The organism is Pseudorhizobium endolithicum, assembly GCF_902153245.2.
Lineage (GTDB): Bacteria > Pseudomonadota > Alphaproteobacteria > Rhizobiales > Rhizobiaceae > Neorhizobium > Neorhizobium endolithicum.
Map to the genome: position 1 here is coordinate 117,173 of NZ_CABFWF030000018.1, position 18,366 is coordinate 135,538.

The following is an 18,366-nucleotide window of genomic DNA, read 5'->3' on the forward strand; positions in this document are numbered from 1 at the left end:
TTTCGTGCTCAGGAAAGGTGTCTCTTGAAGAAATCCACCGTCCGGCTCCAGGCGAGGTCGGCGGCCGCCTTGTCGTAGCGAGCCGCCGACGTATCGTTGTTGAAGGCGTGGTTGACGCCGTCGTAGACGTGGATCTCGAAGGCCTTGCCGTTCTCCTCCAGCGCTTTCCTGTAGGCGTCGATGCCGGCGTTGATGCGCTCGTCGAGCCCGGCATAATGCAGCATGAGCGGCGCCTTGATGGCCGGTACGTCTTCGACAGGCGCCTGTGACCCGTAATAGGCGACGCCGGCTCCCAGTTCCGGCGATTTCGTTGCCATGCGGTTGACCATCCCGCCGCCCCAGCAGAAGCCGACCGCCCCGACCTTGCCGTTGGTGCCGTCGAGACCTGCGAGGTAGACGCGCGTGGCTTCGCCATTGGCGGCGGCCGCGTCGAGGTCCATACCGCTGAACATCTGCCGCGCCTGATCCTCGTCCGCCGGCGTGCCGCCCTGCGGCGACAGGAAATCCGGCGCCAGCGCCACGAAGCCTTCCAGGGCCATGCGCCGCGCCACATCCCGGATATGAGCGTTCAGGCCACGGTTCTCGTGGATGACGATGACGGCGGCCAAATCGCCGCTCGCATCCTTCGGGCGGACGAGGTAGCCCTTCATCTCGCCTTGCGCGCCGGGATAGGCCACGTCTTCCGCCGTCAGCCGTTCGTCCGTCTCCGCGATCAGTTGGGCCTTCGCCCCATTGGCGGCCAGCAACGGAACGATGGCAGCGGCTGCGGCGCCTGATCCGGCGAGAGCCGTCAGCTTTTCCATGAAGCCGCGGCGGTCGAGCGTCAGGTGGGTGTATTCATCATAGGCGTTGATCATCGCCTGGGTGATCGTCGGCTTTTCCATGACAGGCTCCTCCCGAAAGTGAACGGCCATGTCGGCGTCAACGGCAGACGGCCGGATGATCAAGGCTAGATCATCCGGCCGTCTGCGTGGTGACACTTCTGCGTGAGGTCAGGCCGCGAGATCGAGCACGATGCGGCCGTCGATCTTGCCCTCCTCCATACGATGGAAGATGTCGTTGATGTTCTCCAGCCTGTCCCAGGAGAAGTGCGACCTGACCTTGCCCTCGCCGGCGAACTGCAGCGATTCCTCAAGATCCTGGCGGGTGCCGACGATCGAGCCGCGCACCGTGATGCGCTTCAGGACCGTATCGAAGACCGGCAGCGAGATATAGCCGGGCGGCAGGCCGACCAGCGACATCGTGCCCTTGGAGCGCAGGAAGCCGTAGGCCTGCTCCATGGCCTGCGGGGATACCGCGGTGACCAGCGCGCCATGCACGCCGCCGGTCGCCTTCTGTACCTGCTCGACCGCATCGGCCGCCCTGCCATTGACCACGACGTCGGCGCCGAGATCCCTGGCAAGCTTCAGCTTGTCGTCGAAGATGTCGGCGGCCACCACATGCATGCCCATGGCCTTGGCATACTGGACCGCCATGTGGCCGAGACCACCGATGCCGGAGATGACGACCCATTCGCCCGGATTGACCTCGGTTTCCTTGAGGCCCTTGTAGACGGTCACACCGGCGCACAGGACCGGCGCGGCAGGGCCGAACTCCAGGTTATCCGGCAGGCGGCCGACGAAATCGGGATCCGCCAGGCCGTATTGGGCGAAGGTACCGTTGACGGAATAACCCGTATTCTGCTGGCTGCCGCAGAGGGTTTCCCATCCGGTACGGCAGGGCGTGCAGCATCCGCAGGCCGTGTGCAGCCACGGAACGCCGATCCGGTCGCCCTCCCTGATGCGGAAAACGCCGGCGCCGAGCTTGGCGACATAACCGACGCCCTCGTGGCCCGGAATGAAAGGCGGATTGGGCTTCACCGGCCAGTCGCCATTGGCAGCATGCAGGTCGGTGTGGCAGACGCCGGTCGCCTCGTATTTAACGAGGATCTGGCCGGGACCCGGCTCGGGCACAGGCCTCTCCTCGATCACCAGCGGCTTGCCGAATTCGCGGACGACGGCGGCTTTCATCATGGTCGGCATTGCTACACCTCTTCGTCGATGCCTTGGCCTCACTGAGGCTCCTGAGTGAGGAAGAGGATAACAATCCGCGCGATGGACTTATTGATTCACCGCAAAATCGGGCCTCAGTTCAGGACCAGCCAGAGCGCCAGCCACACCCAAAGGGCCAGAAGGATGAAGTAGCCCGCGATCCAGACCGGCCGCCGGTGGCGCAGGCGGTTGGTAGTGATGTGCACATAGGAATGGACGTAGCGGGAGACGACGAAGGCCCAGGCGAGCAGAACGGTCACCATATTGTCTGCAGTCGTGACGTAGAGCGAGAGGCACACGGCGTGGAACAGGACCGGCAGTTCGAACTGGTTCTTGAGGTTGTTGTGGATCAGCAGGCTTTCAAGCGGCTCTTCCCGGTTCTCCTTGAACTGCTCCGCCTTCACCCGGCCGGCGCGCACGGCCGTCATGCGCTTGCTCGACAGAAGGAAATAAAGGCCGAACACCAAGGCCGCATGCGCCATCATCGGCCACAGCATCGCGTCGCTGAATGTCATGATATCCCCTTACTCAGACCTGGGGGCTATCGATGCGCCAGAAACGCGACGGAAGCAACAAGGCCCGACATAGATCGGAGCCTTGCGCAAAATCGGCCGGCGAACTGAAGCGACGGATCAGCCGCCAGTGCCCGGATAGTTCGGGCTTTCGCGCGTGATCGTCACGCCGTGCGTGTGGCTTTCGCGCAGGGCGGCACCCGATATCCGTACGAAGGTCGCCTTTTCCTGGAAGTCGGGGATGCTGACGCCGCCGACATAGCCCATGGCGGCCCGCAAGCCGCCCGCGAGCTGATGCAGCACCGCCGAAACGGGCCCCTTGTAAGGCACCTGCCCCTCGATGCCTTCCGGCACCAGCTTCAGCGTGTCGCGCACCTCTGCCTGGAAGTAGCGGTCGGCCGAACCGCGGGCCATGGCGCCGACGGAACCCATTCCGCGATAGGCCTTGAAGGAGCGGCCCTGGTACAGATAGACCTCACCCGGGCTCTCATCGGTGCCGGCGAGCAGCGAACCGACCATGACGGCGGAGGCGCCGGCTGCGATCGCCTTGGCAAGGTCGCCGGAAAACTTGATGCCGCCGTCGGCGATCACCGGGATGTTCTGGTCACGGGCGGCGCCAACGGCAGCCATAATCGCCGCAAGCTGTGGCACGCCGACACCGGCGACAATGCGCGTCGTGCAGATCGAGCCCGGACCAATGCCCACCTTCACCGCATCGGCCCCGGCATCGATCAAGGCGCGGGTGCCGTCGGCCGTGGCGACATTGCCGGCCATGATACGTACGGAATTGGAGAGCTTCTTCACGCGCGTCACGGCGTCGAGCACGCGCTGCGAGTGGCCGTGGGCGGTATCGACCACCAGCAGGTCCACGCCGGCCTCGATCAGCCGCTCGGCACGCTCATAGCCGTCGTCACCGACGCTGATCGCCGCGGCGGCCCGCAGACGGCCCTGCGCGTCCTTCGAGGCGTTCGGATTCAGCTGCGACTTTTCGATGTCCTTGACAGTGATGAGACCGACGCAGTGCCCCTGGCCATCCACCACCAGCAGCTTCTCGATGCGGTGCTTGTGCAGGAGCCGCTTGGCCTCGGACTGGTCTACATTGTCGTTGACCGTGATGAGATTTTCCCGCGTCATCAGCTCGTAGATCTTCTGCGACGGGTCGGAGGCGAAACGCACGTCGCGGTTCGTGAGGATGCCGACCAGCCGGCCGGTCTTGTGGCCGCCGCTGCCGCCGTTCTCCACCACCGGAATGCCGGAGATGCCGTGCGCCTTCATCAGCGACAGCGCTTCCGCGAGGCTCGCGTCGGGACCGATGGTGACGGGATTCACCACCATGCCGCTTTCGAACTTCTTGACCTGCCGCACTTCCTCGGCCTGTTCAACCGGCGTCAGGTTGCGGTGGATGACGCCGATGCCGCCGGCCTGGGCCATGGCGATCGCCAGCCGGCTTTCCGTCACCGTATCCATGGCGGAAGAGAGGATCGGCAGGTTGAGGTCGATGTCGCGGGCGATGGTCGTGGCGATGTTCGTCTGGCCCGGCATGATCTCGGAATGGCCGGGCTGCAACAGCACGTCGTCAAAAGTAAGCGCGTCCGCGCCGGTTGCCGATTCAATAATGCGTGCCATGGCCAATTTCCTTCGGTCAGAAATGCGAGAACCGCACCGGAACGATCGATCGTCCGCCCGGGCGTCTCAGAAACAATGCTCGGAAGTTGGCGAGGGCTGGTAACACGTTCATGACACGAAGGGAATAGCAAAAACCCGGAGACGGAGCCTCCGGGTTCCGCAGGTCCCTCTCGGGATCAGAGGTCGAACTGATAGGACTTCGGCACGAAGCGGTAGCCCGTCTCCTGCTTCTCCACGAATCCGACTGCCGGGAACGGCATGTGGTAGCCCAGGAAGGCGATCCTGTCGGTCGCGACCATGTCGAAAACCTTCTTGCGCGTCTCGGCAGCGGCCGCCTTGTCCATGTCGAAGCGGACCTCCCATTCCGGCCGCTGGAGAGACAGCACGAAGTGGTTGGCGGTATCGGCGGTGAGCACCAGCCGTTTCCCGGCCGATTCGATATTGTAGATCATGTGGCCCGGCGAATGGCCGAAGGCTGCCATGCCGGTTATCCCCGGAACGACATCGGCACCGTCGCCGACAAAGGTCATCTTCTCCGCCAGCGGCTTTACGTTCGCCAGCACGCCCTTGTGGCCGTTCTCCGCCGGCGTGCCGACGCGGGCCTCGTCGGTCCAGAAATCGTATTCCACCTGCCCGGCGACATAGCGAGCGTTCGGGAAGGCCGGCTTACCGTCCTCCATCAGCCCGCCGATGTGATCGCCATGCATATGGGTCAGCACCACAACCGTCACGTCTTCCGGTGTATAGCCGCCCGCGGCCAGGCCTTCCACAAGACGGCCGCCGCCCTGTGCGCGGCCTGCCTGTCCCAGTCCGGTGTCGAACAGGACGACGTCGCTTCCGGTGTTGACAAGGGTCGGCGAGAAGCTGTTGACGAACTGGTCCGCCGGCAGGAAATTCTCCTGGAGAAGCTGGCCCACGGCTTCCGCCGTCTGGTTGGTTCCGAAGGTCTCGTTCGGTGCCCCTGACGGACGGGCTCCGTCCTTGACGACGAAAACCTCGAACTCGCCGAATTCAAACCGGTGCGTCTCCGGCGGCATGGCGCGGTCGATCTCTATTTGCGTCGTCTCCTGGGCGGCGGCCGGCGCTGTCGCCTGGGCCCGCACAATGGCCGGCGCAGCCAGTACTCCAAGGCCTGCAGATCCCAGCAGCGCCCGACGTCCCATCATCGGCATGGTCATGTCTGATCTCCCTCGACTGAGATGCCCCTCTGTGGCGGGCACCATGGGGAGAGATAAGCGGCGGCCTGTTCACGGGAAGCGCCGTCACGCAGACGTGATGCTCCGGCACTTTTGGAGGCTGGCCCCGATTGGCAAGCGCTCCTTATGGCATTAGGAAGTCAGCCATTCCTCCGGCGCTCGCTCGTTCATGAACAGAATCGTCCCCCTCATCCTGGCCGTCGCCCTGTTCATGGAGCAGATGGATTCCACCGTCATCTCCACGGCGCTGCCGGCGATCGCGGCCGATCTCGGCGTTGGGCCGATCACGCTGAAGCTGGCGCTGACGTCCTACATGGTGGCGTTGGCCGTCTTCATCCCCATCAGCGGCTGGATGGCTGACCGGTTCGGCGCAAAGAAGATCTTCCGGCTGGCAATCGTCGTCTTCGTGATCGGTTCGATCTTCTGCGCCGTCTCCGGCTCGCTCCTGGAGTTCGTCCTGTCCCGTTTTCTCCAGGGCATGGGCGGCGCCATGATGACGCCCGTCGGCCGGCTGCTGCTGCTGCGGACCACCAGGCGCAGCGATCTCGTCTCCGCCATGGCGCTCCTTACCATCCCGGCCTTGATCGGGCCGCTGACGGGGCCGCCGATCGGCGGCTTCATCACCACCTATTTCACCTGGCACTGGATCTTCATCATCAACGTGCCGATCGGCATTGTCGGCATCTGGCTGTCCGGCATCTATCTGCCCGCCGTCGAGGCGGTGCGGCCGCCGCCGATCGACTGGGCAGGCTTCTTCCTGATCGCAATGGCCGCCGCCGGCACGGTCTTCGGCCTCTCCGTCGTCAGTCTTCCTGCCTTGCCGCCGGCCTTCGGCGCCACCGCGACCGCGCTCGGGATCGCCTGCGGGTTTCTTTACGTGCAGCACGCGCGCCGCCACCCTGCACCGATCCTCCGGCTCGATCTCTTCCGCAACGACGCCTTCCGTGCCGCAACGACCAGCGGCACGATCTTCCGGATATCCACGGGCGCAATCCCGTTCCTGATGCCGCTGATGCTGCAGCTCGGCTTCGGGCTCAACCCCTTCCAGTCCGGCATGATCACCTTTGCCGGCGCCCTCGGGGCGCTGACGGTGAAGTTCGTGGCCCGGCGGGTCTTCGCCGCCACGGGCTTCAAGATAACGCTGATCACCGCCGGCGTCTTCGGTGCCGCCACCACGGCCGTCAACGGCTTCTTCACGCCGGAGACTTCGCACGCGCTGATCATCGTCTTCCTGGTGGTCTCCGGCCTCTGCCGGTCGTTCTTCTTTACCGGCGGCAATGCCCTCAGCTATTCGGAGATCGACGACGCCCAGGCCAGCCAGGCGACCTCGATCGCCTCGGTGCTGCAGCAGGTGAGCCTGGCGCTCGGCGTCGCCTTCGCCGCCTTCATCCTGGAGGCGGCCTCCGTCATGTCGGGCTCGCATCTCCAGCTTGCCGACTTCCACCTCGCCTTCTTCGTCGTTGCCGGCGTGTCGCTGTTTGCCGTCGTGCCGCTGTTCGGCCTTCGGCGGGATGCCGGCGCCGCCGTGTCCGGCCATGGCAGGAGGGTGGAGACCGAAGCGGCCGAGTGATCAGGCTTCGGCTTCTTCCGCCTCGCCGCCGGGCTTTCGGCCCTTGAAGTGCTTGGCGAGCAGGAACATTTCGACCGATTCTGCACGCGAGGCGCCCGGCTTGACGTGGATGACCTGCCGGAAGTTCTGCTTCAGCATGTTGAGGAGTTCGCGCTCCGTGCCACCCTGGAAGGTCTTGGCGAGGAAATGCCCGCCCTCCTTCAGCACTTCGACCGCAAAATGGGCGGCCACCTCACACAGGTGCATGGTGCGCAGGTGGTCGGTCTTCTGATGGCCGGTGGTCGGCGCGGCCATGTCGGAGATCACCAGATCCGGCTCGCCGCCGACCGCCTCCATCAGGAGGCGCGGCGCCTCCGGATCGAGAAAGTCGAGCTGCAGGATCTTCACCCCCGGCAGCGGCGCCATCTCCAGGAAATCGATCGCAGCGACGCGGGTGTCCTCGTCGGTCGAGCCGGTCACCTTGGCGGCGATCTGCGACCAGCTTCCCGGAGCCGCGCCGAGATCGATGATGCGGCGGGCGCCCTTGAGGATCTGATGCTTCTCGTCGATCTCCAGGAGCTTGAAGGCGGCGCGGGCACGGTAGCCCTCCAGCTTCGCCCGCTGCACATAGGGATCGTTGATATGGCGCTCGATCCACCGGCGCGAAGACGCCTTGAGCTTGCCCTTCTTCACCTTCTGGCCGAGCTTGCGGCCCGTGCGGTTGCCTCCGATCGGCGGCTTCGTCATCGGCGCGTCCCCATATCCATCCGTTCACCATCGCGGCGCGGGCGCATGCGCCGCCAGACGCCGTCATCGGCCATCATGTCCGTCAGTATGCCTTCGCGAAGGCCGCGGTCCGCCACGCGCATGCGCGGGCTCGGCCATCGGCGGCGGATCGCCTCCAGGATCGCGCATCCGGCAAGCACCAGATCGGCGCGGTCGGGGCCGATGCAGGGATTGGCGGCACGGCCGGCGAAATCCCAGGAGAGAAGCTTTGCCTGCATCGCCGTGACTTCCGCATCGGAAAGCCACAGCCCGTCAACCTTGCGGCGGTCGTAGCGCGGCAGATCGAGGTGGACGCCAGCCAGCGTCGTGACCGTGCCGGAGGTTCCGATCAGGTGAAAATCACCGCCGTGACGATCATGCACCGCAAGCGGCGGGCATTCGAACCCTGCCAGCATCTCCTCAACCTCGGCCACCATGGCCGCAAAGACCTGTGGCGTCACGTCCCGGCCGCCATGGCGCTCGGAAAGCGTGACGACGCCGACCGGCAGCGAGGTCCAGTGGGTGATGTGGTTGGCGAGGCGGCTGGAGCGATTGTCGCCGATGCGGATGACGGCGATCTCGGACGAGCCGCCGCCGATGTCGAAGAGGACGACGGAGCGCGCCTCGCGCCCGACCAGCGACGAACATCCGGCCACCGCAAGCCTCGCCTCCGTCTCGCGGTCGATAATCTCCAGCGTGAGACTGGTTTCCCGCACCACCCGGTCGAGGAACTCCTCGCCGTTGTCCGCCGATCGGCAGGCTTCGGTGGCGATCAGGCGCATCCGGCGGATCGGACGGTTGGCAAGCTTTCCGGCGCAGACCTTCAAGGCCTCGATCGCGCGGTCCATCGCATCATTCGACAGGCGGCGGTTGGCGGCCAGCCCCTCGCCCAGGCGGACGATGCGGGAAAAGGCATCCACGACACGGAACTGTCCCGGCCGGGTGGGCTGGGCGACCAGCAGCCGGCAGTTGTTGGTGCCGAGGTCGAGCGCGGCATAGAGATCGTCTCGAAACGGCGGGCGAAAAGCCTCCGGCGCGGATTTCTGCACCGGCCGCTGCTCATCGGCGGCGGCGGCCGCCGGAACGACCTTATTCGGATCATAGGCAGGGCCGTGGCGGGTTTGCCCCAGAGGCCTCCCCTGCAGACCGCGCCCGCCGCGGTTCTTCTTCCGACGCTTGCGGTGCCTCTCCCCGTCATCGACGGCCCCGGCATTCGCAGGGGCGTACGGCGGCACGGATTCAACAGCGCCGTCACCCGCCGCCCCGGCGGCAGCCGCCGATCGCGCACGACGACGCTTTCGCTTACGGGGGGAATCGACGGCGTTGCCCGGCCCAGGCTGCCCGGCCGGACCAGACTGCTGATCCGCCTCGGCATGCATGCGAGGCGCCGCGTGACGGTTCTTGCCGTTGCGCTTCGCCTTGCGGCGACGGGGTTTGCCTGCCCCTCGCCCTGCAACCGATGCCCCACCTTGCTGCGGCTTTCCGCCGCCCTCGGGGTCCATCACGTATTATCCATCTCGCCGCGCAACACCTTGGAAGGCATGCAGCAGGCGTCCATCTGTTTCGTTGGCAGGAGGATAACAGCGGCTGACATTTTCGCCAATCGCTTTTTCGCCCGAGCCCTTCGCCTACAGGTCCGGAGCCGACACGTGCCCGGACAGACGGCAAATTTTTCAAAAAAGGGTTTGCATCCGGCCCCGCTTTGGCTATAAGCCGCCCACACCGAGCGACGCACAACGCCGCGCCATTCTTGGGGAATAGGTTAACGGTAGACCCACGGACTCTGACTCCGTTAGTCCTGGTTCGAATCCAGGTTCCCCAGCCATCTTTCCAAAATCCAATGATATCAAGTGATTGGGCGCAGGCACGCACCTCAGCGCGTACCTGGGAATGTACCTCACACAAAGCCATTCACGGCATTACACAGGTTGCCAACGTGCGGACCGCTATGTTCACGCGGTGCTGATCCTCTGGAGAAAGCCCATCGCAAGTCCGGGCAATTTGTCCGTTGACACCGCAACACAACGATACATCGTGGTTAGTGCCTGACATAGTCCTCAAGGAGGTACCAGTGGTCGACAACATCAAAGAAGAGTTCGCCCGTCGCGTCTACAAAATGATGCTCAGCAAGGGCATGACACAAAGCGAACTGGCCCGCGTCTCCAATTTGGAGCGCAACCGCATTTCATCGTACGTGCGCGGAGTGGCGCTGCCGACGGGTCTATCGTTGACGAAGCTAGCCTCCGCCCTCGGTGTGAAGCCCACCGAACTGCTGCCGGACAGCAGGCTCGACGAGGAGAAGCCAGCCTACTCCGTGTCTATCTCTGCTGACGGCAAAGATATGCGTCTCACCGCTGACATGTGGCTCCCAGTGGGCATTGGCGCTCAAGTGATCCAGTTGCTCGCAGAACATGCCAGGACGCCTAAGCCGTGACCGATAGCTTTGAACTCTACCAAGTCAGGCCGAACGAGGCACCGCTCGCACTTGATCGAATGTTTGCGCCCGCCTCCCCCGTCCACCCCTCATTTTCTGCCGAAGAAGCCAAGACCGCCATCGTGAGCTTCTTCACCACCCATCACAGGCCGTCGGTAGCTGCCGTTGCTTGATTGCAGCACCGACCGCTGTGCGAAAGCACCAGAAGCGTGGAGAGCGGAAATAATTGCCAGTTCGTCCGCCTGTAGGCCAACATTTCGGGCTGCGGCAAGGCCGTTCGTCGCAGAACTAAGAGCTTAGTTCGAAAACATGGTGATGGATGACGCCGTCGAACATGGCGAGTAAGCCCTTCGTCATCTCTCGGCTTGCGTAGCGGACGGGAGAGCCCAGTGCTTCGGCCAGTGCATCACGGCTATCATACATGGTCGACAACACCATAGGATATGCGGGAGCGCCCTCGTCCCGTTCCACGGCGTAGAGTACGCGGACTTCACGAACGCCTGGAAACTCCAGCCACATCGGCATGAGTTTGCCCGCCACATATGCCTTGAAGGCGGCTTCCTGGCCTTCGTGGATACGACCTTCGAAGAGTGCCTGGCGAATAATCATGATGCGTCCGATTCAGTTGACTGTGGTGGGCGGTTTCTCGCCGCTGAAGAATGCATGGAGGTTGGCCAGGACGACCTCGCCCATCGCAATCCGCGTTTCGCGCGTCGCACTCCCTTGATGCGGCATCAGAACGGTGTTGGGTGCCGTGAAGAACTCCTCACGGATCCGCGGTTCGCCGACGAACACGTCAAGGCCTGCTCCGGCAATCGTGCCACGTCTGAGTGCCTGCAGCAGCGCATCCTCGTTGACGACACTGCCTCGCGCGACGTTGATGATGACGCCTTCCGAGCCGAGAGCTTCCAGTACGTCCACATCGACGATGCCTTCGGTCGCGGGATTGGCGGCCACACAAACGGCAAGCACGTCACTGTTGGCGGCAAGTTCCCTGGGCGTAGAAAAGGCAATCCAGCCGGTATCGCTTTGAGGTGAGCGGTTCCAATATCCGATGGTCATGCCGAAGGCTTCTGCGCGGCGGCCAAGGGCACGTCCGATCTGGCCTAGTCCCAGGATACCTAGGCGTTTGCCCTTTGGGCTCGTTCCCAGCGGGAACGAGTCACCCTGCGCCCAGCGCCCTTCACGAACGAAGCGATCGCCCCTTGCAATGTGACGGAGAGCGGAGAGCATCAGCGCTATGCCGGTGTCGGCGACGTCGTCAGTCAGCACGCCCGGCGTCGTGGTAACGTCGATGTCACGGCCTCGAGCGTTGACGAGGTCGACCTTGTCGGTCCCGACGCCATTGATGGCGATGAGGCCGAGCGCCGGCAGACGATCAATCTGATCGTTGGATAGTCCGGTGCCCCCGCCAGTCACCACGGCACGTATGGCCGGCCTGGCTTTCTCGATCGCCTCTTGCTCATTCGCAGCATAAAGACGGTGAACAAGGTAAGCCTCATCGAGGCGCGCCTCGATGAGGTCGAGCATCGGCTCGACCAGGAGGATTTCGGGTTTCATCTTGAATGCTCCTCCCTGAGGGCTAGCCCCTCAGGAGATCTGACCGAGGAAGTTGCGTGTCCGCTCATGCTGCGGATTGTTGAAGAAGTCTTCCGGCGGACCGACTTCGACGATCTCGCCGCGGTCCATGAAGATCACCCGGTCGGCAACCTGCCGGGCAAAGCCCATCTCGTGCGTGACGCAAAGCATGGTCATGCCCTCGTTGGCGAGATCGATCATAGTGTCCAAGACCTCCTTCACCATCTCCGGATCGAGAGCAGAGGTCGGCTCATCGAACAGCATGATCTTCCGGTTCATGCAGAGAGCCCGGGCGATCGCCACGCGCTGCTGCTGTCCTCCAGAGAGCTGGGCCGGATACTTGGCCGCCTGTTCCGGAATGCGTACCCGCTCCAGATACTTCATGGCCGTCGCCTCAGCCTCGGCCTTGGATACACCCCGAACCTTCATGGGTGCCAGGGTGCAGTTTTGCAGAACGGTCATGTGCGGAAACAAATTGAAGCTCTGGAAGACCATACCGGTCTCCTGCCGGACGATATCGACGTTCTTCCCGCCCGCGGTCAGGTCGTGACCATCGACGATGATTCGTCCCTTCTGGATCATCTCCAACTGGTTGATGCAGCGGATCAGGGTCGACTTGCCGGAGCCGGAGGGACCGCAGATGACAATGCGCTCTCCGCGATCAACAGAGAGGTTGATATCCTTCAGTGCATGGAACTCGGCGTACCACTTGTTGACGCCCTCCATCGTCACCGCCGGACCGGAAGCTCCCCGCATGTCTGCCATGGATGTGTGAGCATGAATATCAGCCATGCGAGGAACTCCTCTACTATCTCTTACTTACCTTCGGCGACGAAGTTCGGAAGGGGCGTGCCGAGCCACTTCTCGTGGATCGCGCTGAGCTGGCCGTCAGCCTTGACCTTCTCCAGGAAGGCATTCACGGCTTCCAGCAATTCGCTGGAGCCCTTGCGAACAGCAATGCCCTGAACCTGCTGGGTCAGCTCAAGCTTCTGGTTGAAGCGGCCCGGCGCTGCCTGTTCGATCTGGGCTGCAACCACGTTCGACACGCCAATCAATTCAACCTGACCGGACAGAAGCGCCTGGACGGCACTCGCATCATCGTCGAAACGCTGAATGGTAGCGTCCTGCGGAGCAATCTTCGTGACTGCGGTGTCCTGCGTGCTGGCGCGAGCAACGCCGACCGTCTTGCCGGACAGATCTTCGGGCTTGGCGACTTCAACATCTTCAGCTCCAAAGACACCAATGGAGATGCCGGCATAGGGAGCGGAGAAGTCGACGCTCTTGGCACGCTCCTCCGTGATGCCCAGGGACGCGACGAGCAGGTCCACCTGATTGCTCTGGAGGTAGGGAATGCGGTTGGGGCCAGTTACTGGAACGATCTGCGCCTCGACGCCCCATTCCTTGGCAAGAAGCTTTGCCACGTCGGCGTCGTAGCCATCGGGCTGATTGTTCTCGTTCATGATGCCGAACGGCGGAAAGTCGACCAGCATCCCGATCTTGACGGTTCCGGCGGACTTGATGCTGTCGACGGTCTGCGCCACTGCAGGGAAAGAGGCCGCCGCTGTCATCAAGCCTGCGCCGATGATGGCGACTGCTGCGCGTCTGGTGATGTTCATGTTTCCTACCCTTTTCTTGAAAGCCGGCCCTCCCGCCGGCGGGGCTCGTCAACGTTGCGTTGCCCGAGAAAACCTGACTTCCATGCGCCGCGCCAACAGTGAAAGCGGCCAGCACAAGATAAAATAGACGGCAGCCACCGTTCCGAAGACCATGAACGGGCTGAAGGTGGCATTGTTGATGATCTGCCCCTGCCGCGTGAGCTCGGTGAAGCCGATAATCGCCGCTAGCGACGTGCCTTTGATAAGCTGGACGAGAAACCCCACGGTGGGCGCCACCGCAATACGCGCGGCCTGGGGGAGGACGATGTAGCGCATCCGGTTATAGTATTTCAGCCCAAGCGCTGTCGCCGCCTCGCGTTGTCCCGGCGGAACCGCTTCGATACACCCCCGCCATATCTCTCCAAGGAAAGCGCTGGCATGCAGGGTGAGCGCGATCGTCGCAGCGATCCAAGGGTTGATCGCCAACCCAAAAATATTCATCCCGAAGAATACCAGGAAGAGCTGCATGAGGAGCGGCGTCCCCTGGAAGACGCGAATGAAGCCGAGAGCCAGCAATCGCAACGGCCGGATTTCGGAAACCCGGGCGAGCGCGATCAGCAAGCCGCCGATGCCACCGCCCGCAAACGCGATAGCCGACAGAGCGATCGTCCACTGCGCCGCCATGACGATGATGAGGAACTCGTTCCAGCCGAAGGGTCTGATCATCCTATCGCTCCTATCGGCCCAGCGGGTACTTGAACGCCATCTTCTCAACTGCCGCGAAGATAGCGGAGAACCCAATCGAGAGCGCGAGGTACATCAGGGTTATGACGATATAGACTTCGAAGCTCGCAAACGTCGCTGACTGAAGGTCGTTTCCGGCTGCTGCGAGATCATTCGCTGAAATCACGGAGACCACACTCGACGTCAGCATCAGGTAGATGAACTGGCTCGTCAGAGACGGATAGACGGTGCGCAGGGCGGGTTTCATGATGATGTAGCGGAAGACCTGTAGCCTCGACAGGCCAAGCGCCGTTCCCGCCTCCACCTGTCCTTTCTGGATGGATTCGATACCTGCGCGGATGATCTCTGTGCCGTAGGCCCCGAAGTTGACGACGAGGGCCAGAAGGGCGGCTCCATCCGGGGAAAGCCGCAGGCCCAGTGACGGTAGGCCGAAGAAGATAAAGAAGATCTGGACAAGGAAGGGCGTGTTGCGAATGATCTCGATATAGGCGTTGATGACAAAGCGCACCGCCGCTGGACCGGATGTCTTGCCCCAGGCGCAGATGATCGAGACGATCAGCCCGAGCAGCATTGCCGCGCAGGACAGACGGATCGTCAGCCATGCCCCCAGCAGCAACTGGTCGAACGAAGCAAATACCGGCGCGAAGTTGAAATCGTACACTTAGGGCCTCCCAAGGCTGACGGTCGTCACTTCGTCATTAGATCGATCTAAATTTCGAGGGCGGTTGTGTCAACTCCTGGATGGCCTACCAGTTTCACGAAGATGACAGTGGACCGCATGAATTGCGGATATGAAGTTTGGTTGGAATGATCCACCGCCGCGGCGCCAAAGTGGGCTGAGCGATGCGATCGAGGAGCAACGCTGCCGCCTTCTGCCCAATTTCGCTCGGTGCAGTCGAGACAGAAGTGAGACGAGGTCGCATCGCTTCGGCATCCGCCACATCGTCGAAGCCGATCAGCGAGATGTCGCGGCCGATCTTTAGACCGCGATCATAGAACCCGGCGGCCAGCCCATGGGCAACGAGGTCATTGAAGCAGATCACTGCGGTCGGCGCACTCCCCTGTGCAAAGAGTGCATCGGCTTGTTGAGCGATCTGGTCTAGGTGGTCGGGAACACGAATGACAAGCTCAGGCTGAAGGCCGAACCGCCTCATCGAATCCCGGAAGCCCTGGACGCGCTCCTGATAGGCCGAGTGAATCGGGCCATGGACCGCAAAACAGATCGTTCGATGCCCGAGGGAGACGAGATACTCTACAGCCTCCTCTATCCCGGCAACATAATCTGCACCAGCATAGTCCAGTTCGTCTGTGACATGTCTGAGTGCCTGAACCAGTGGCAACTTCCATCGCTCGACCTGACTTGCGAGTTCCTCAGTCGTGCCGGCAGCCGGACACAGGATGATCCCGTCAACGCCATGCTCGCGCAAACGCTGCAAGACGGTCGCCTGCCGAGGTGGGCCGTCTCCGCTGTTGGCAATGATCATTACCAATCCGGCCGCATCGACCGAGGCCTCCATTCCACCCAACAGCTCCGCAAAGAATGGGTTGGTGAGGTTCGGTACGACCACGCCAATGGTATGGCTCCGGTCAGCGCGCAGCCTGGCAGCACCCATATTGTAGACATAGCCGAGTTCATGCATCGCGGCTTCGACCCTCAGGCGCGTCTCAGCCCCCACCAACGGGCTCTTTCGCACGACGAGGGACGCGGTCGCGCGCGAAACATTGGCATGTTTGGCGACGTCGAGCAGCGTTATCTTGTTCTGTTTTTGGCCTTGCCTGGACATCTCATCGCACCCACAGGGTCGCTATCGTTAATGGGCGACACGTCAGTCAGCAAGAGCAGCAGCCCAGGTCGCGGAGACCAAGCCTCAGCCTAAGACAGAAGTTCTTCGACAGAAGCCCTGACTCTCTGTTTTTCAGTTTGCGCATACGCTCACGCAGCGCGTCGGTCACGACGCGGCTCAGACTCTGACCAGTCGCATGCGCGACGATAGGTTTGGAGAGCGCGCTCTGAATTTAGACTTGATTAATCGCCCTCGCTGGATAGTCTTCAACCAGGCACCAAAATACGTCAGTCCCGAAGAACTTCGGGAGTGATTTATCCGTGGAGGGATCCGGTGCCTGCAGTTTTCAGCCCGTTTATCGCCATCTTCCTAGTGCTGTCGGGCGCCTGTGCCGCCCTGGCGCAGCAGTCGGGTACGCCCCAAGTTCAGGTCAAGCTGGGATATCTTCGGGCTTACGAGCCCCAACTTGCGCTGTCGGTGCTCGATGTCGCGCCGCGCGATGAAGGGGTGGCCGGTGCAAATGTGGCGATCGCCGACAACAACACGACCGGGAGTTTCCTGGGGCAGAGCTACACGCTGGACGTGATCGAAGTGAAACTCGACGCGGATGTGAAGGCTGCGACCGAAGAGCTTATCTCGAAGGGGGTGAACTACATCTTGGCGGATGTGTCCGCCGAGCAGCTTCTGGCGATCACCGATTTGGCACGTGACAGGGGAGTACTGATCTTCAATGTCGGTGCTACCGATGACCGGTTGCGTGAGGAGGCATGTCATTCCAACGTCTTCCATACTGCTCCGACGCGCAGCATGCTCGCCGACGGGCTGGCGCAATATCTCGTCTGGAAGCAATGGCGTCGTTGGGTCCTGATCCACGGCTCCCATGAGCGCGACAAGCTTTTCGCCGATGCGCTTCGTCGTGCAGCAGAACGCTTCGGCGGCGAAATCCTGTTGGAGAAGGAGTTTACCGACACCGGGACCGCTCGCAGGACAGATTCGGGCGTGGTCCAGATCCAGCGCCAGATGCCTGTCTTCACGCAGGATTTTCCGGAGCATGATGTCGTTCTCGTGGCGGACGAGAGTGAGGTGTTCGGCACATATATACCCTATCGGACTTGGACGCCGCGGCCTGTCGCGGGCACTGCGGGCCTTATCCCGTCCGCCTGGCACCCCGCCAGCGAACAATGGGGCGGCACGCAGATCCAGAACCGGTTCGCCAAGGCCAATGGCAGGCGCATGCTTTGGAAGGACATGGCTGCCTGGACGGCCGTGCGGACTGTAGGGGAGGCAGTCACACGAACGCAGACGGCGGACGCCGGCAAGACCGCCGAGTTCCTGCGCAGCCCTGAATTCTCGATTGCGGCCTTCAAGGGGCAGAAGCTGACCTTCCGTACCTGGAATGGGCAGTTGCGCCAGCCGATCTTCCTTGGCGACGGGCGGTCAGTCGTATCGACCTCGCCGCAGGAAGGGTTTCTGCATCAGGTGTCTGAACTGGACACGCTGGGAATCGATCAACCAGAAACGCAATGTGTTCTGGATTGAGAACGTGGAGGAGGAATGGAATGCTTGGACAACTGAGTTGCCTGTCGGGAGCGCTGGTTTTGGCGGTCGCCGTCGCGACGCCTGCGTCTGCCTATATGGTCTATGTCTCGAACGAAAAGGACAACACCGTCACCGTGGTTGACTCGGACACGATGGAGGTCGTCAAGACGATCGATGTCGGCCAGCGGCCTCGCGGGATCACCATCTCGCATGACGGCAAGTTCGTCTATCTTTGCGCCAGCGACGACGACACGATCGAGATCATCGACACGGCCACCCACGAGATTGTCGGATCCCTGCCATCCGGTCCGGATCCGGAATTGTTCGTGCTGTCGCCAGATGGAAAGACGCTCTACGTCGCCAACGAGGACGATAATCTTGTCACCGTCATCGATCTGGAAAGCAAAAGTGTTGTGGCGGAGGTTCCAGTGGGCGTTGAGCCTGAGGGAATGGGGATCAGCCTGGACGGAAAGACCATGGTCAACACCTCCGAAACAACCAACATGGCCCATTTCATCGATACGGCCACCAACGAGATCACGCACAATGTACTGGTCGATTCTCGTCCGCGCTTCGCGGAGTTCAAGCCGGACAATTCAGAAGTATGGGTGAGTTCTGAAATCGGCGGCACCGTCTCGGTGATCGACAACGAGAGCCGCGAGATCAAGCAGAAGATCTCGTTCGAGATCCCGGGCCTTCGTTCCGAGGCAATCCAGCCGGTGGGCGTGAGGATCACGGCTGACGGCAAGAAGGCCTATGTGGCGCTCGGCCCGGCCAATCGTGTCGCCGTCGTGAACACGGAGACCTATGAGGTCGAGAAGTATGTGTTGGTCGGGCAGCGTGTCTGGCAGCTTGCATTCACTCCGGACCAGAAGACGATCATCAGCACCAATGGTGTTTCCAACGACATCACCTTCATCGATGTCGAAACGGACGAGCCGGTCCAGTCGGTGACGGTTGGCGCGCTTCCATGGGGAGTGGTGGTTTCGCCGCAGTGAAATCCAACGTTTTTCA

The 18,366-nt window shown here is 62.3% G+C and carries 19 protein-coding genes and 1 tRNA gene; 6 read left to right on the top strand and 14 right to left on the bottom strand.

Translation table 11 applies throughout. From position 1 onward, the window contains the following. Window positions 1–8: 8 nt before the first annotated feature. The 5 genes from RTCK_RS19150 to RTCK_RS19170 form a co-directional block, all read right to left on the bottom strand. Window positions 9–884 (bottom strand): dienelactone hydrolase family protein, encoded by an 876-nt coding sequence (locus tag RTCK_RS19150; protein WP_142593980.1) that lies wholly within the window; start codon window positions 882–884, stop codon window positions 9–11. A gap of 108 nt (window positions 885–992) precedes the next feature. After that, a complete protein-coding gene (gene adhP, locus RTCK_RS19155) occupies window positions 993–2,021 on the bottom strand; it encodes an alcohol dehydrogenase AdhP (RefSeq protein WP_142593981.1) in 1,029 nt (342 codons plus the stop codon). A 104-nt stretch (window positions 2,022–2,125) separates the two neighbouring features. Next, window positions 2,126–2,545: an MAPEG family protein gene (locus tag RTCK_RS19160; RefSeq protein WP_142521627.1), complete on the bottom strand. Its 420-nt coding sequence runs from the start codon at window positions 2,543–2,545 to the stop codon at window positions 2,126–2,128. Window positions 2,546–2,662: 117 nt separating this feature from the next. Next, window positions 2,663–4,168, bottom strand: coding sequence for an IMP dehydrogenase (gene guaB / locus RTCK_RS19165; protein WP_142521628.1), 1,506 nt, complete (start codon window positions 4,166–4,168; stop codon window positions 2,663–2,665). A gap of 176 nt (window positions 4,169–4,344) precedes the next feature. After that, a complete protein-coding gene (locus tag RTCK_RS19170) occupies window positions 4,345–5,340 on the bottom strand; it encodes an MBL fold metallo-hydrolase (protein WP_408004582.1) in 996 nt (331 codons plus the stop codon). Window positions 5,341–5,533: 193 nt separating this feature from the next. Here RTCK_RS19170 and RTCK_RS19175 point away from each other — a divergent pair, with 193 nt between their 5' ends. Further along, window positions 5,534–6,934, top strand: coding sequence for an MFS transporter (locus tag RTCK_RS19175; protein WP_142593982.1), 1,401 nt, complete (start codon window positions 5,534–5,536; stop codon window positions 6,932–6,934). On the opposite strand, the gene RTCK_RS19180 is transcribed toward RTCK_RS19175, so the two are convergent. Then, window positions 6,935–7,660, bottom strand: coding sequence for an RlmE family RNA methyltransferase (locus RTCK_RS19180; RefSeq protein ID WP_142521630.1), 726 nt, complete (start codon window positions 7,658–7,660; stop codon window positions 6,935–6,937). It lies immediately after the preceding gene. Next, the gene (locus RTCK_RS19185) at window positions 7,657–9,180 is read right to left on the bottom strand and encodes a Ppx/GppA phosphatase family protein (RefSeq protein WP_408004583.1); all 1,524 of its coding nucleotides are present in this window, start codon (window positions 9,178–9,180) and stop codon (window positions 7,657–7,659) included. The genes RTCK_RS19180 and RTCK_RS19185 overlap by 4 nt, the downstream gene beginning before the upstream one ends. A gap of 249 nt (window positions 9,181–9,429) precedes the next feature. Between RTCK_RS19185 and RTCK_RS19190 the strand changes: the two genes are divergently transcribed. The 3 genes from RTCK_RS19190 to RTCK_RS19200 all read left to right on the top strand — a co-directional run bounded on the left by RTCK_RS19190 (window position 9,430) and on the right by RTCK_RS19200 (window position 10,285). Then, window positions 9,430–9,503 (top strand) — tRNA-Gln (locus RTCK_RS19190). Between the two features lie 246 nt (window positions 9,504–9,749). After that, window positions 9,750–10,112, top strand: coding sequence for a helix-turn-helix domain-containing protein (locus RTCK_RS19195; protein ID WP_142593984.1), 363 nt, complete (start codon window positions 9,750–9,752; stop codon window positions 10,110–10,112). Further along, a complete protein-coding gene (locus RTCK_RS19200; RefSeq protein ID WP_185928064.1) occupies window positions 10,109–10,285 on the top strand; it encodes a hypothetical protein in 177 nt (58 codons plus the stop codon). The genes RTCK_RS19195 and RTCK_RS19200 overlap by 4 nt, the downstream gene beginning before the upstream one ends. Window positions 10,286–10,400: 115 nt before the next feature. Here the strand turns inward: RTCK_RS19200 and RTCK_RS19205 are convergent, their stop codons facing one another. The 7 genes from RTCK_RS19205 to RTCK_RS19235 form a co-directional block, all read right to left on the bottom strand. Continuing rightward, a complete protein-coding gene (locus RTCK_RS19205; protein ID WP_142593985.1) occupies window positions 10,401–10,721 on the bottom strand; it encodes a hypothetical protein in 321 nt (106 codons plus the stop codon). A gap of 12 nt (window positions 10,722–10,733) precedes the next feature. Further along, the gene (locus tag RTCK_RS19210) at window positions 10,734–11,642 is read right to left on the bottom strand and encodes a 2-hydroxyacid dehydrogenase (protein WP_235988775.1); all 909 of its coding nucleotides are present in this window, start codon (window positions 11,640–11,642) and stop codon (window positions 10,734–10,736) included. A gap of 60 nt (window positions 11,643–11,702) precedes the next feature. Beyond that, window positions 11,703–12,455, bottom strand: a complete 753-nt coding sequence (locus RTCK_RS19215) for an amino acid ABC transporter ATP-binding protein (RefSeq protein WP_408004584.1) — start codon at window positions 12,453–12,455, stop codon at window positions 11,703–11,705. A gap of 50 nt (window positions 12,456–12,505) precedes the next feature. After that, entirely contained in the window at window positions 12,506–13,306 is an 801-nt protein-coding gene (locus RTCK_RS19220; RefSeq protein WP_142521663.1) for a transporter substrate-binding domain-containing protein, read from the bottom strand. Window positions 13,307–13,354: 48 nt separating this feature from the next. Continuing rightward, a complete protein-coding gene (locus RTCK_RS19225) occupies window positions 13,355–14,011 on the bottom strand; it encodes an amino acid ABC transporter permease (RefSeq protein ID WP_142593988.1) in 657 nt (218 codons plus the stop codon). A gap of 10 nt (window positions 14,012–14,021) precedes the next feature. Beyond that, window positions 14,022–14,690: an amino acid ABC transporter permease gene (locus RTCK_RS19230; protein ID WP_142593989.1), complete on the bottom strand. Its 669-nt coding sequence runs from the start codon at window positions 14,688–14,690 to the stop codon at window positions 14,022–14,024. 94 nt (window positions 14,691–14,784) lie between these two features. Next, the gene (locus RTCK_RS19235) at window positions 14,785–15,813 is read right to left on the bottom strand and encodes a LacI family DNA-binding transcriptional regulator (RefSeq protein ID WP_142593990.1); all 1,029 of its coding nucleotides are present in this window, start codon (window positions 15,811–15,813) and stop codon (window positions 14,785–14,787) included. A gap of 333 nt (window positions 15,814–16,146) precedes the next feature. Here RTCK_RS19235 and RTCK_RS19240 point away from each other — a divergent pair, with 333 nt between their 5' ends. Then, on the top strand, window positions 16,147–17,352 hold the full coding sequence (locus tag RTCK_RS19240) for an ABC transporter substrate-binding protein (protein ID WP_142593991.1): 1,206 nt from the start codon (window positions 16,147–16,149) through the stop codon (window positions 17,350–17,352). 20 nt (window positions 17,353–17,372) lie between these two features. Next, window positions 17,373–18,350: a YVTN family beta-propeller repeat protein gene (locus RTCK_RS19245; protein ID WP_142521668.1), complete on the top strand. Its 978-nt coding sequence runs from the start codon at window positions 17,373–17,375 to the stop codon at window positions 18,348–18,350. Window positions 18,351–18,366: the final 16 nt, after the last annotated feature.